Origin of the sequence: Couchioplanes caeruleus, assembly GCF_023499255.1 — a bacterium.
Taxonomy (GTDB): domain Bacteria; phylum Actinomycetota; class Actinomycetes; order Mycobacteriales; family Micromonosporaceae; genus Actinoplanes; species Actinoplanes caeruleus_A.
In genome coordinates this window covers 1,282,751-1,295,753 of the sequence record NZ_CP092183.1, presented here as the reverse complement: position 1 = coordinate 1,295,753, position 13,003 = coordinate 1,282,751, and the positions used below count along the sequence as shown (strand labels likewise).

12 protein-coding genes are annotated in these 13,003 nt (G+C 71.4%); 5 read left to right on the top strand and 7 right to left on the bottom strand.

Annotated features, from left to right (window positions below; genetic code table 11):
* Positions 1–84 precede the first annotated feature (84 nt).
* The gene (locus tag COUCH_RS06230; RefSeq protein ID WP_249611144.1) at positions 85–1,113 is read right to left on the bottom strand and encodes a YlbL family protein; all 1,029 of its coding nucleotides are present in this window, start codon (positions 1,111–1,113) and stop codon (positions 85–87) included.
* Positions 1,114–1,203: 90 nt separating this feature from the next.
* Between COUCH_RS06230 and COUCH_RS06225 the strand changes: the two genes are divergently transcribed.
* Entirely contained in the window at positions 1,204–2,457 is a 1,254-nt protein-coding gene (locus COUCH_RS06225) for a zinc-dependent metalloprotease (protein WP_249611143.1), read from the top strand.
* A gap of 105 nt (positions 2,458–2,562) precedes the next feature.
* Here COUCH_RS06225 and COUCH_RS06220 read toward each other — a convergent pair whose 3' ends face one another.
* Together COUCH_RS06220 and COUCH_RS06215 are read right to left on the bottom strand one after the other, a co-directional pair.
* On the bottom strand, positions 2,563–3,159 hold the full coding sequence (locus COUCH_RS06220) for a hypothetical protein (RefSeq protein WP_249611140.1): 597 nt from the start codon (positions 3,157–3,159) through the stop codon (positions 2,563–2,565).
* Between the two features lie 193 nt (positions 3,160–3,352).
* Positions 3,353–3,886, bottom strand: coding sequence for a M48 metallopeptidase family protein (locus COUCH_RS06215; RefSeq protein WP_249611139.1), 534 nt, complete (start codon positions 3,884–3,886; stop codon positions 3,353–3,355).
* A gap of 715 nt (positions 3,887–4,601) precedes the next feature.
* Between COUCH_RS06215 and COUCH_RS06210 the strand changes: the two genes are divergently transcribed.
* From COUCH_RS06210 to COUCH_RS06200, 3 genes are all read left to right on the top strand, one after another.
* Entirely contained in the window at positions 4,602–4,763 is a 162-nt protein-coding gene (locus COUCH_RS06210; RefSeq protein WP_015625326.1) for a DUF5679 domain-containing protein, read from the top strand.
* 366 nt (positions 4,764–5,129) lie between these two features.
* A complete protein-coding gene (locus COUCH_RS06205) occupies positions 5,130–6,191 on the top strand; it encodes a PqqD family protein (RefSeq protein ID WP_430640893.1) in 1,062 nt (353 codons plus the stop codon).
* A gap of 55 nt (positions 6,192–6,246) precedes the next feature.
* Positions 6,247–7,593, top strand: a complete 1,347-nt coding sequence (locus tag COUCH_RS06200; protein ID WP_249611138.1) for an ABC1 kinase family protein — start codon at positions 6,247–6,249, stop codon at positions 7,591–7,593.
* An 855-nt stretch (positions 7,594–8,448) separates the two neighbouring features.
* Here the strand turns inward: COUCH_RS06200 and COUCH_RS06195 are convergent.
* The 3 genes from COUCH_RS06195 to COUCH_RS06185 all read right to left on the bottom strand — a co-directional run bounded on the left by COUCH_RS06195 (position 8,449) and on the right by COUCH_RS06185 (position 11,536).
* A complete protein-coding gene (locus COUCH_RS06195; protein WP_249611137.1) occupies positions 8,449–8,811 on the bottom strand; it encodes a WhiB family transcriptional regulator in 363 nt (120 codons plus the stop codon).
* Between the two features lie 138 nt (positions 8,812–8,949).
* On the bottom strand, positions 8,950–9,264 hold the full coding sequence (locus tag COUCH_RS06190; RefSeq protein ID WP_249611136.1) for a hypothetical protein: 315 nt from the start codon (positions 9,262–9,264) through the stop codon (positions 8,950–8,952).
* Positions 9,265–9,382: 118 nt separating this feature from the next.
* Positions 9,383–11,536 (bottom strand): ATP-dependent DNA helicase UvrD2, encoded by a 2,154-nt coding sequence (locus COUCH_RS06185; protein ID WP_249611135.1) that lies wholly within the window; start codon positions 11,534–11,536, stop codon positions 9,383–9,385.
* Between the two features lie 80 nt (positions 11,537–11,616).
* Between COUCH_RS06185 and COUCH_RS06180 the strand changes: the two genes are divergently transcribed.
* Entirely contained in the window at positions 11,617–11,859 is a 243-nt protein-coding gene (locus tag COUCH_RS06180) for a mycoredoxin (RefSeq protein WP_249611134.1), read from the top strand.
* Positions 11,860–12,048: 189 nt separating this feature from the next.
* Here the strand turns inward: COUCH_RS06180 and COUCH_RS06175 are convergent, their stop codons facing one another.
* Positions 12,049–12,930 carry a phytanoyl-CoA dioxygenase family protein gene (locus COUCH_RS06175; RefSeq protein WP_249611133.1) on the bottom strand — a complete coding sequence of 294 codons (882 nt, stop codon included), beginning with the start codon at positions 12,928–12,930 and terminating at the stop codon, positions 12,049–12,051.
* Positions 12,931–13,003: the final 73 nt, after the last annotated feature.

Sequence of the window (13,003 nt, the reverse complement as noted above, 5' to 3'; positions counted from 1 at the left end):
CCACCGTGAACCCCACTAAGTTTTCAAGACCGGTTCTTCACTCTAGGGTGTTGCGTCGTTCCGCTCTGGGTGCCTGTGGACAAGTCATGTGGCCGTGCACGGTTTCGGCGTTCCGCCGCTGGTGAAGGTCTGCAGGGCGGTCAGGGCGTCATCCACATTTGCGACCTCGGCCATCGGCAGGCCGGGCACCGCGTTGCGCAGCGCCTCGGCACAGTTGTCGATCGGGACCAGGAAGAGCTGGGCGCCGGCCTCCCGGGCGCCGACGAGCTTCTGCGGGATGCCGCCGATGGGCCCCACGTCGCCCTGGTCGTCGATCGTGCCCGTACCCGCGATGATCTTGCCGCCCGTCAGGTCCTCGGGCTTGAGCTTGTCGATGATGCCGAGGGTGAACATCAGCCCCGCGCTGGGCCCGCCGATCTCGTCCAGGTCGATGGTGACGGTGAACGGGTGCGGCTGCCGCTGGTCGATGCCGACGCCGATGCGCGGCTTCTGGCCGCTCTCCAGGTTCTCCGAGACGATCTTCACGGTCCCCGCCTTGCCGTCCCGGGTGTAGCCGATGGTCAGGCCGGTCCCCGCGGGCTTGGACTGGATCAGCTCGGTGAGCTTCGCCGGCCCGGTCACCGCCACGCCGTCGACCGAGGTGATGACATCGTCCTTCTCCAGCCGCCCCGCCGACGGCCCGTCCTGTGTCACCTGCGTCACGTACGTCTGCACCGGATAGCCGAGCTTGCGCAGCGCGACCGTCTCGGCGCTGGACTGCGAGGACTTGAACTCCTCGGCGTTCTGCTGCTCGACCTGCTGCTCGCTGCGGTCCGGCGGGTAGATCAGGTCACGCGGCACGACGGCCTGCTCGTCGCTGAACCAGCCCCGGATGGCCCAGACCAGCTCCACGCTGGGTTGCACCCCTACGGTGGTCAGCCGGAGCTGACCCTTACTGGTCGAGGTCTGGGCCTTCGTCACCTGGATGACCTCTTTGCCGTTGTCCGATCCGAGGGTGTTCACGGTCGGACCGGGCTTGAGCACCACGTACGGCAGGGGAAAGGCCATGACTCCGACTGCCAGCAGTGCGGTGATCAGGGCGCCGAGGATGACCGTGACACCGCGACGTCTCATGCGCGTGACCGTACCAACCGACCCTGAGTTCTCTCTGAGCTGACACCGGCATTGGTCCCGAAGCGCCTTGACGCGCGTACGGTTGGGGACGTGCCTGATATCCCGTTCGGCTTCAGCCTGCCGGGCGCCCAGCCGCCCGATCCCTCCGACCCGCAGCAGATGCAGCAGTTCATGAATCAGCTGCAGCAGATGTTCGCCGCGCCCGGAAGTGGCCCGGTCAACTGGGATCTGGCGCGCCAGGTGGCCGCCAGCCAGCTGAGCGCGACCGGTGACCCGTCGGTGAACATGTACGAGCACAATGCCGTCTCCGAGGCCCTGCGCCTCGCCGACCTGTGGCTCGACCCGGCGTCGGCGCTGCCCTCGGGCATCCGCGACGCGACCGCCTGGAACAGGAACGAGTGGGTGTACAACACCCTCGACGTGTGGAAGAAGCTGTGCGACCCGATCGCCGGCCGCATGGTCGGCGCCATGGGCGACCTCGTGCCCGAAGAGGCGCGCGCCCAGCTCGGGCCGATGCAGTCGATGGTCGCCACGCTCGGCGGCGCGCTGTTCGGCGGCCAGCTCGGCCAAGCCCTGGGCCAGCTCGCCGCGGAGGTGCTGTCGGCCGGCGACATCGGCCTGCCGCTCGGCCCGGCCGGCACCGCCGCGCTCATCCCGGCCAACATCAAGACGTACGGCGACGGCCTCGAGATCCCCGAGGACCAGGTCCGGCTCTACGTGGCGCTGCGCGAGGCGGCCCACCAGCGACTGTTCCAGCACGTGCCGTGGCTGCGCGCGCACGTGCTCAGCGCGGTGGAGACGTATGCGAACGGCATCACGGTCAACCGGGAGGCGATCGAGGAGGCGATGAGCCGCGTCGATCCCACCGACCCGGAATCGATGCAGGCCATGGCGCTCGAGGGCATTTTCACGCCGGAGGACACGCCGCAGCAGAAGGCCAGCCTCGCCCGCCTCGAGACGGCGCTCGCGCTCATCGAGGGCTGGGTCGGCCACGTCGTCGACTCGGCGGCCGGCGACCGGCTGCCGTCCGTCGCCGCGCTCAGCGAGGCGTTCCGGCGCCGCCGCGCGGCCGGCGGCCCGGCCGAGCAGACCTTCGCGGCCCTCGTCGGTCTCGAGCTGCGCCCGCGCCGCCTCCGCGAGGCGGGCGCGCTGTGGGCGGCGGTCACCGAGGCCCGCGGTGTGCAGGGCCGCGACGCGCTGTGGGACCACCCGGACCTGCTGCCGACCGACGAGGACTTCGCCGACCCGCAGAAGTTCGCCGCCAGCCAGCTCGACTGGGACATCTCCGAGCTCGACAACCTCGGCGATTCCGACGAAGGCAAAGAACCAGGATCAACGTCCTGATGTCGTATCTCGGTGGGTGGTGCTGACCGCAACTCCCGTCGAGGCCGGGGCCGGGGCCCAGCATTCGCTGGCCCTGGCCCCTTCATTCTGCGTGCGTGGGAAACATCAACCCCCGAGAAGCATCCGGGTGTTCTCCCAGCCCTCCAAGCCCATGTCGAGCGTGGCGATATCCGCCGGCCCACGCAGCCGCCGCCACTCGGGCGTCGACTCGACCAGGCTCGGCTGCGGAGCCGCCCGGCGCAGCGTCATCGGCGTGGCGTCGTCCAGATCGGTGTCCGCCACCCATTCCGGCACGGGCAGGTTCGCGGCGACCCCCAGCACCCCGCCTCCCGGCCCGGCCGGCGCCACAGCCACCGGCTTGCTGCTCAACGGCCGCAGCAACTTCCCGAGAATCATCCCCGGCACGTCGGCAGCATCAGCGGCGAGCACGGCGCCCTGCTCGTACCCGTCATCGGCCGCGCGCCGCAGCACCGGCAGCACCGTCGCGGTCGGCACCTCGTAGATCGGCATCCCCGGCCAGGCAATCTCCCGCGCGAGCTCCAGGTCCCCGGAAACGGCCGCGATTGCGGGGTCGGCCTGCGCCAGCCGGGCGAGGAGGTCGACGACGTCCTCGGCCAGCGCCGCGCGCCACCGGCCCAGCTCGACACCGGGAGGACTCCAGGTCACGGGGTTGAGCAGAGCCACCACGACACGTCTGGTCACGCCCGCAGACTAGCCGCCGTCCCGCGCCGCCTCGGCCTGCCGTCTCTGCTCGCCGCCCGAGCCTGCCGCCTTCCCCCGCCGCGCTGGGTCTACCGCCTTCTGCCCCGCTCACGCCCGCCGCCTTCTCCCGCCCCGCGGGCCTGCCGCCTCCTCGCGCGCCGCGCGGGCCTGCCGCCTCCTCGCGCCGCGCGGGCTAGTCGTCGGCGAGGACGAGGCCGGTGGCGGCGGAGATGCCCTCCAGGTAGCCGCGCGCCCGTTCCGCCTTCGGGTAGCGGTTCACCAGCTCCCAGAAGGTGGCGTTGTGGCTGGGCACGACCAGGTGCGCGAGCTCGTGCAGCAGCACGTAGTCGATGACCCAGTCCGGCATCTCCCGGATGCGGTGGGAGATGCGGATCGTGCCGTCGTCCGGCGTACAGGAGCCCCAGCGGCCGTTCTGGTTGGTGACCCATCGCACGCTGGCCGGGATCACATGCCTCGCATGGTCGGACAGATATCGAGCCGTGAGCCGCTGCGCCCGCGCGAGCAACTCCCCGTCCGTACGCTGGACGCGCTCCTCACGGGCGGCCAGCCGCTCCAGCATCCGCGCGACCCACTCGGTCTCCTCGGCGCGGGAGAACCGGTCGGGAATCAGGACGACGACGCGCTCGCCCTCGCGGTACGCGGACACCGTGCGACGACGGCGCTGGCTGCGCCGCACTTCGACGACAGGCTTGCGCGTCCTGGCCATTACCGGCCTGCGCAGCCCAGACTAGGGTTCACATTGCGACGTTAATCCGTAAGGGCCAGGTGGCCGCAAGGGTACGGCAAACGACACGCACCCAAAATGTGAGCTTCGCCCCAGAAAATCCGAAAATATTTTCCAAAGCTGCAACATGCAGCGGGAACAGGGGCCACGCTATACGCCCCCAACGTCACCACCCCGGGCGCCCCTAAACCTCAACGCCGCCGGAAAAGGCCACGCGAGTCGGCGCCACCGCTTCCGTCCGCTTTCCGCATGCCTCCGGCCCGGCGCCGCCTTCCCACGGCTCCTGCCCGGGGCCCACCCCCTTCTGCCTCCGCCGCGCGACGCCGACCTCCTCCACCCCCCGCCGCCCCGGCCGTCGCCCTTCGGTACCGGAGATCGTCTTTCAAGTCCGGTTTTGGGTTTTCTGGGCGCTTCGTCGGCGTGTCTGCCTGAATGTTCCGGAAAAGCAGCATCCTGACCGGCAGACTCACGACGTCGACGACACCGCCGGCGCCGCGCTGACATGGAAATGGCCGGAGCTGGGTAGTGACCGCCCCGAACGGGTGGCCACATCCACGTGGTCGCGGAGCGGTCCAGCGCCGAACACAGATCGCGGCCTGTCGCCGCGAGCAGGGACCCCGGGAGGTCCAGGTTCTGAGGACCTGGCCGCGCCCGGGCCATCGGGCCGACCCGGCCGACAACATGACGAGGAGGAACCGTGGCCGACAACACGTACAACGGCTATTGCGTGAAGTGCAAGGAGAAGCGCGACTTCCAGGGGACTGTCGAGGTCTCGAAGACCGGCATGAACATGGCCAAGGGCAAGTGCCCGGTCTGCGGCACCACGGTGAACCGCATCCTGGGCAAGGCCAAGGCCTGACCGGACGCGCTCGACGGTAGGGGCGGCCGCACGGCCGCCCCTACCGTCGTCCCGGCTCGGGCAACTCACCCGCTGGGGGCATAACCGTGTTCGTCTCGCGACGTTGAGTAGTTATCCACGCGTGCACCGCCCTGTGGATAACTCGCTCCAGCTTGTGGACAAGCGAGCACCACCGTCCGCGGGCCTGTGGACAACCACACCCCTCCGCGTCGGCACCGTGACAACCTGTCACGTATGAGCCGCCCCCCGCTCTCCTCAGCACCGCAGCCCCGCGCCGCAGCACCGCGTTCACCTTCCTGGCGTTCACCACTGCCGCGCCCGACCCTCGTGCCGGGGCTCCGCCGCATCTGGCGCAACGCCCACACCGTGCAACTCGGCACCCATCCCGCCCGTGCCTACCTGCTGGACCTCCCGGACCCCTCGGCCGCGGCGCTGCTCGACCTTCTCGACGGCACCCGCCCCGAACGCACGATCCTGCGCCACGCCGCAGCCCTCGGCGTACCCGCGAAGGACGCGCTCGCCCTCCTGGACGGCCTCCACGAGGCGGGCCTCGTCCTGCCGGCGGCGGCCCTGTGCCCGGCCACCCTCGACGAAGACACCCGCCACCGCCTCTCCAGCGAGGCCGCCGCGATAGCTCTCCGCCCCACCCCCTCCCCACACCCCGCCACGTCGGCTGCCGGCCCCGCTGCACCGGCGGGCGTCCTGCGCCGCCGCCGGGCCGCGCGAGTCGCCGTCGCAGGCCGCGGGAGGCTCGCCGCCGGCATCGCGGTCGCGCTGGCCGAAGCCGGCATCGGGCACGTCCACGCCGACGTACCCGGAACGGTCACCCATCACGACCGCCCCGGCAGCCCGCTGCGCGAGGCCGACCCAGGCCAGCCCCGCGCCGACGCCATCGCCGCGGCCATCCGCCGGGCCGCCCCCACGACGCAGACCCGGCCGGTACGCCGCGGCGGCGCGTCGCTCGTCGTCCAGCTCGAGTACGACCAGCCGGTAGCCCTGCTCGCCGCCGGTTACGCACAACGGCGTCAGCCCTACCTGCCGGTTGCCATCCGCGAGGGTGTGCCGGTCATCGGCCCGCTCGTCCGCGCCCCCGGCGGACCCTGCCTGAACTGCCTGGACCTGCACCGCCGAGACCGCGAAACACACGTCCTCGACGGCTCGACGCCCACGGGCAGCCCGGCCACGCCCGACCACCCGGAGTGGGCACGTCACCGCCCGGGACCGGCGGAGCCGTGCGCCGTCTCGACCCTGCTCGCCGCCACCGGCTACGCCGTCGGGGAGGTTCTCGCGTTCATCGACGGCGACCCCTCCACGGCGCTCGGGGCGGAGATCGAGCTCAGCTCACCGGGCCGGATCCGCCGCCGGAGCTGGACCTCTCATCCCGCGTGTTTCTGCACGCCCGGGCGGTCGTCCGTACGTTCGCCCTGAGCCGGGCCTCCGCTCCAGGGCGGTCGATCGGCCATTTCTCGGTCACAATGATCTGGTGACCGACATCCCGCGTCGTGCGGCGTCCCGGACAGCCAAGCTCGCCGCCCTCCCCCTCGGCTTCGCCGGCCGTACGGTGCTGGGGCTCGGCAAGCGGGTGACCGGGATCGCCACCGACGTCATCTCCGCCGACATCCAGCAGCGCACCGCCGAGCAGCTCTTCAGCGTCCTGGGGCAGCTCAAGGGCGGTGCCATGAAGTTCGGGCAGGCGCTGTCGGTCTTCGAGGCGGCGATGCCGGAGGAGATGGCGGGACCGTACCGGCAGGCGCTCACCAAGCTCCAGGAGGCCGCTCCACCGATGCCGGTCGCCAGCGTGCACAAGGTGCTGGTGGAGCAGCTGGGTGCGGACTGGCGGGACAAGTTCGCCGAGTTCGACGACAGCCCGGCCGCGGCCGCCAGCATCGGACAGGTGCACCGGGCGGTCTGGAAGCTCCCACCGTCGCGCAAGGGCGCCCGGTCCAAGACCCTGCCGGTGGCCGTCAAGGTGCAGTATCCGGGGGCGGGCGACGCCCTGCTCGCGGACCTCAAACAGCTGGGCCGGCTCGCCGGCATGTTCAAGATCATCCAGCCGGGCATGGACATGAAGCCCCTGCTGGCGGAGTTGCGCGCGCGCATCACCGAGGAGCTCGACTACGCGATGGAGGCCGAGACGCAGAAGGCGTTCGCGGCCGCGTACGCGAACGACCCGGAGATCTTCGTCCCGCGCGTCGTCGCGTCGGCGCCGACGGTGCTGGTCACCGAGTGGGTCGAGGGCACGCCGCTGTCCCGGATCATCAGCGACGGTACGGAGCCGGAGCGCGACGAGGCCGGCCGGCTGATGGCCACCCTGCACTTCTCCGCCCCGGCCCGCGCCGGCCTGCTGCACGCCGACCCGCACCCGGGCAACTTCCGGATCCTGCCGGACGGGCGCCTCGGCGTCATCGACTTCGGCGCGGTGGCCCGCCTGCCCGACGGCCACCCCGAGCCGATCGGCCGCCTGGTCCGCCTCGCGCTCGACGGTGACGCCGGGGCGGTCGTCGAGGGGCTGCGCGACGAGGGCTTCATCAAGCCGGACGACGACCTGGACGCCCAGGCGGTCCTCGACTTCCTGCGGCCCATGATCGAGCCGGTCGCGGTCGACGAGTTCCGTTTCACCCGCAGCTGGATTCGCTCCGAGGCGACCCGCCTCTCGAGCCCCCGCTCCCCCGCGTTCCAGCTGAGCCGCAAGCTCAACCTGCCGCCGTCGTACCTGCTGATCCACAGGGTGACGCTCGGGTCGATCGGCGTCCTCTGCCAGCTGGAGGCTAAGGCGCCGTACCGGGCGATCCTGCAGAAGTGGCTGCCCGGCTTCGCCCCCGTGCCGTAGCGGAGCGGGACCTGCTCGCCGCCGGGAGAGGACCGAGACGCGGGCGGGCCGTGGTTCAGCGTCGCGGGAGGGTTGCCCGCAAAGGGAAGCGCCGCAACGGCGGTAGCGCATCGCAGCGCCGACGAGCGCGCCGAACGCCGGTGAACGCGCCGCGACGCCGGCGGACGCGCCGCAACGCCGGTCAGCGCACCGCAACGCCGGCGGACGCGCCGCAACGCCGGTCAGCGCACCGCAACGCCGGCGGACGCGCCGCAACGCCGGTCAGCGCACCGCAACGCCGGCGGACGCGCCGCAACGCCGGTCAGCGCACCGCAACGCCGGCGGACGCGCCGCAACGCCGGTCAGCGCACCGCAACGCCGGCGGACGCGCCGCAACGCCGGCGAGAGCGTCGCAGCGCCGGTCAGCGCACCGCAGCGCAACACCAGCGCGCGACGCAGCGCAGCGCGACAAGTGGACGAGCGAACGACGCGAGAGAACGCCCAGCGCGCCACGAGCAAGACAGCGAGCGCGGCGCGGAAAAGCGCCCGGCACGGCGTGGACAACGGCAGCGAGCGCGGCGCGTAAGCCCGCGCAGGGATGGAAATGGCCCCGCCCGCAGCCGGTGGCTGCGGGCGGGGCCGTAGTGGGCCGTCACGTCGTTTCAGAGGCGTCCACCCAGTTCCCGCGCCGAACGGTGGCGGGCTGCGATGGCGATCTGACGTGCGGGGCGGTGCGCCTCAGGGTGCTGGTCGGCCTGAGGCCGACGCATTCGTGCTCGGGAGAGCGCTTCTTGGATGAGTTTCACCTTCGGGGCTCCGTTCGGGCTCATGGCTACGTCTTCCGTCTTCCGGTAGGGGGTGGTGAGGGTGGTCATGTCAGGCCGCCAGCCGGACCGAGTTGCGGGTCTCGACGCCGCTCGCAGCGAGCCGCTCCTCCACTTCGACCGCGAGTTCCGCGTCGCGGGCCACGTCGACCTTCCGCGGGCGGCCACGGGGCCGCTTGCGGGGGACGACAGCTCCGCGCTCGAAGATCTCGCCGCCCCAGACACCCCAGGGCTCGGCTCGCTCGACCGCGCCGGCCAGGCACTCGACGCGCAGCGGGCAGTCCCCGCAGAGCGACTTGGCCAGTTCCAGCTGGGCCGGGGAGTCGGAGAACCACAGGTCAGGGTCGAACTTCCGACAGGGCAGGTTTGCCTCCATCTCGACGCTCACGTCGAGGAGGGCCAGCGCCAGACTCATAAAGCCCGGTCACCTCTCTCTTTGTCGATCTTCTGGATCGTGATGCTGTTCGCACCGGCCGGTAAGCCGGCAAAAAAGTAGGCCGCGGATCCCGGTTACGGGTTCCGCGGCCTCGAGGTGAGCCGGAGGTCTGATCGCTCAGACCGGCCTTCCTCGAGGCGGGACACCGTCGGCACCATCCGTCAGACGACGCTTCATGCCGTTGCTGCCCACGAACCCAGTGGTCCCGTTGCTTCCATCGACGGACGCCAGGATCCGGACCAGCTCGGCCTGGATCTGGACCTGGTGCGCCTGCGAAGCCGGGGCCCGCTCGGCAGCCGGCGCCGGCACGGTGACGTATTCCGCCGCAAGGACGGACTTCGCCACGGGCACCGAGACGGGCAGCCAGGAAGCGGACGGAGTGCAGGCAGCAGGCAGCGTCGACGGCCGCTCGATCGTGTAGTTGAGCTTCATCGGTGCCACCTCCTCCATCGCCTTGCACTCGTTGTAGAACCCCGTTGAGCATGCCGCTCACCAAGGTGTGACCTGAGGCTATGCCGTCCCCGCAAGCGAGGGCAAACGAATTAACGCACTAGTTTTCAAAGTTTTCTGAGACGTCCTCCGGGGACACCTCGGCGGGGTCCGCGCCGCCCACCAGAGCGAACACCGCGGCGCCGTACTGGCCGAGCTTTCGGGGGCCTATCCCGGCGATGGCGAGCAGCTCCGGCGGGGTGCTGGGCCGGCGCTCCGCGATGGCCACGATCGTGGCGTCCGTGAACACCACGTAAGCAGGGACTTTCTGCTCTGCGGCGGTGCGCGCGCGCCACGTCTGGAGCCGTTCGAAGAGCTCTTCGTCGAGGTCGGACGGGCACGTCGGGCAGCGGCCCAGTTTGCGGTCGGCGCCGGCGAGGAGGGTGGCCCCGCAGACGCGGCAGGAGACCACCTGGGCGCGCCGGGTGACGGGTTTCCGACTGCCCGTTCCGGCCTTCTCGAACGTGCGGTGCCGCGCGTCGGTCAGCTGCGGCAGGAAACGGCAGGGGCGCCGGCTACGGCCGCCGGACGAGCGGGATTGACCGTACGAGAGCCAGAGCCACTGCCGCGCCCGGGTCACGCCGACGTAGAGCAGCCGCCGCTCCTCCTCCAACTGCTCCGGGGTCTTCGCGTACGTGGTGGGCAGCGTGCCGTCGGCGAGCCCGACCAGGAACACGGCGTCCCATTCCAGGCCCTTGGCGGAGTGCAGGGACGCCAGCGTCACGCCCTCCACGGCGGGCGCGTGCTGCTGCTCGGCGCGCCGGGCCAGTTCGTCGTTGAACGCGGACAGGGACACGTCGCGTTGCACCGCGCCGGCCTGGCCCAGCGGCAGCACGTCGGGGCTGCGTCCGTACTCCTCGGCGAGGGTGACGATCGCGGCGAGCGCCTCCCACTGCTCGCGTTGCGCGCCGCCCGGCGGGGGGCGGTCGCGGGCCCAGCCGGTGGCGGACAGCGCGTCGACGACGGCCTGGACCAGCGGTGTCTCGCCCGGCGTGGAGCGCACCGCCGCGCGCATGGCGATCATGGCCTGGCGTACCTCGGCGCGCTCGAAGAAGCGTTCGGCGCCGCGGACGACGTACGGCACCTCGGCCTCGGCCAGCGCCTTCTCGTAGGTCTCGGACTGGGCGTTGGTGCGGAACAGCACCGCGATCTCCCGCGCCGGGGTGCCCGCGGCGATGAGCTCCCGGCACCGCTTGGCGACGGCGACCGCCTCGGCCGACTCGTCCGGGAAGATCTTGAGGTCGGGCTCGGCGCCGGGCGGACGCTGCCCGATCAGCTCCAGGCGCAGCTTGGCCTCGGTGCCGCGGGCCTGCCGGATCACCGCGTTGGCGAGGCCGACGACCTGGGGTGTGGAGCGGTAGTCGCGGACCAGGCGGACGACGACGGCGTCGCGGCGCTGCCGGGGGAAGTCCACCAGGTACGACGACGTCGCGCCGGTGAACGAGTAGATGGTCTGGCTGGCGTCGCCCACCACGGTGAGGTCGTCGCGGCCACCGAGCCAGGCGTCCAGCAGACGCTGCTGCAGCGGGTTGACGTCCTGGTACTCGTCGACGACGAAGTGCCTGTACTGCGAGCGGACCTGTTCGGCGACGTCCTGGTGGTCCTCGATGCCCCAGACCGCGGCGCGCAGCATGTCCTCGAAGTCGATGACGCCCTGGCGCCGCTTGAGCGACTCGTACGCGGCGAACACCTCGGCCACCTTGGCGGCGTCGTACGGCGGCTCGCGCAGCGCCTTGGTGGCGGCCACCACGTACTCGCCGGGTTCGACGAGGGACGACTTGGCCCACTCGATCTCGCTCGCCAGGTCGCGGGCGGCGGTGCGGTCGGCGCGCACGCCCGCCTTCGCGGCGGCCAGGGCGACCAGCCGGGCCTTGCTCTCCACGAGCTCGGGCATCGCCCGGCCCTCGAGCAGCCGAGGGGCGAAGTAGCGCACCTGGCGCAGCGCGGCGGCGTGGAAGGTGCGGGCCTGCACACGGCCGGCGCCCAGCCCGGTGAGGCGCGCGCGCATCTCCGCGGCGGCCCGGGCGGTGAACGTGACGGCGAGGACGTGCCGGGGGTCGATGTCGCCGGAAAGTGTTCGGTACGCGATGCGGTGGGTAATCGCTCTGGTCTTACCGGTGCCGGCCCCGGCCAGGATGCACACCGGTCCCGCGGGAGCGGTGACCGCCCGGCGTTGATCGGGGTCGAGCCCGGCAAGAACGCGTTCCGCTGTCACAACCGGGAATCATGGCACCCGGGTCCGACGTTTCGTCGGATGGCGTAGTGCCATGTGACCTCTGCGAAGGGACCAGACCGATGCTGACCATGTACTCGACGCCCTGGTGTGGCTACTGCCACCGGCTCAAGTCGCAGCTCGACCGGGAGGGCATCGCGTACGAAGTCATCGACATCGAGCAGGACCCGAAGGCCGCCGACTACGTGATGAGCGTGAACGGCGGCAACCAGACGGTCCCGACGATGCGCTTCGACGACGGCACCGCGATGACCAACCCGTCGATCGTCCAGGTCAAGCAGCACCTGGCGAGCCTGACGGCCTGACGGCAACGCAACGGGCCGCCTCCGGAGGAACCCGGGGCGGCCCGTTGGTGTCCGCGCCGGCACCCCGCCCGTGGCGGCGGGCGAGGGCCGGTGGTCGCGCCCCGCACCCCGCCCGGGGCGGCGGGCGAAGGTGCGGGGACAGATGGCGGAGCGGGCTCGGCGGGGAGAGGCCGGCCGGCCCGCCCCGGGTCACGGGATGAGCGCGGGGATGCTCGAGTCGAGCAGGCCCTGCCGCTTCAGCTCCACGTACAGCGGGGTGGTCTCCGGGTAGTGGCCCCAGGCGTGGTCGCCGGTGCCGTCGCCCGCCCCGCCGAGCAGCTGCTGCTGCACCGGGTTGAACGTCTCCCACTCGGGCGTACCGGGCAGGTGGGCCACCTCGTCGCGGCCGGCGACCCAGCGGTACGTGTACCCGAAGAAGGCGCCCACCCGGGTGATCGGCGAGTAGTTGTCCGAGCGCGCGTGCCACAGCCGCCGGTCGAAGACGACGAGGTCGCCGGGGTTGGCGGTGATCTGCAGGGCGCCCTCGGGCTGCGGCCACGGCACGCCGCGCGACGGCGGGCCCGGCAGCCAGTTGGTGAGGTGGCTGCCCGGCAGCACCGTGAAGTTGCCGCGCCCGGTCTCCGAGACGTCCGACAGCCAGTACGCGAGCTTGACCGACATCATCGGCCGCGGGTCGGTCTCGAGCTCCCGGTTCTGCCGGCCGCCGTCCTGGTGCCAGTGCCACCAGTCCTTCTGCTTCTCGTGGATCTGCGGGTGCACGTCGACGTGCGAGTGGTACACGTGCACGTTCCAGCCCAGCATCGACCAGATGTACTTGAACGCCTTCGGGTGGTCCAGCAGGAATGCCAGCTCGGGGTTGTTGGTCACCGCGGACAGCTGGTGCAGCGCGCCGGTGGGCCCGAGACCTCCTTCCCGCGCCGCTTTCTCCTTGGATCGCAGGATCGCGGTGCGCGCGACCGCGACCTCGTCGTCGTTGAGAACGCCGGGAATGACGAGGAAACCGTCGCGCTGGAAACGCGCGCGCTCGTCGGCGGTCATCGGGGTCCAGGTCTGCTCCGCAAGCAGCGACATTCCACTACCACCTCTCCGTGTCTGATCTCCCAGACGCGAGAGCCTGCCCCGATGGTTGCTAATTCCGTGTGAA

What these genes read in the sequence shown, in the direction of transcription:
- COUCH_RS06215 (WP_249611139.1), bottom strand. Translation starts at nt 3,886, where the DNA reads ATGGCCAGGACGCGCAAGCCTGTCGTCGAAGTGCGGCGCAGCCAGCGC.
- COUCH_RS06195 (WP_249611137.1), bottom strand. Translation starts at nt 8,811, where the DNA reads ATGAGTCTGGCGCTGGCCCTCCTCGACGTGAGCGTCGAGATGGAGGCA.
- COUCH_RS06230 (WP_249611144.1), bottom strand. Translation starts at nt 1,113, where the DNA reads ATGAGACGTCGCGGTGTCACGGTCATCCTCGGCGCCCTGATCACCGCA.
- COUCH_RS06190 (WP_249611136.1), bottom strand. Translation starts at nt 9,264, where the DNA reads ATGAAGCTCAACTACACGATCGAGCGGCCGTCGACGCTGCCTGCTGCC.
- COUCH_RS06180 (WP_249611134.1), top strand. Translation starts at nt 11,617, where the DNA reads ATGCTGACCATGTACTCGACGCCCTGGTGTGGCTACTGCCACCGGCTC.
- COUCH_RS06175 (WP_249611133.1), bottom strand. Translation starts at nt 12,930, where the DNA reads ATGTCGCTGCTTGCGGAGCAGACCTGGACCCCGATGACCGCCGACGAG.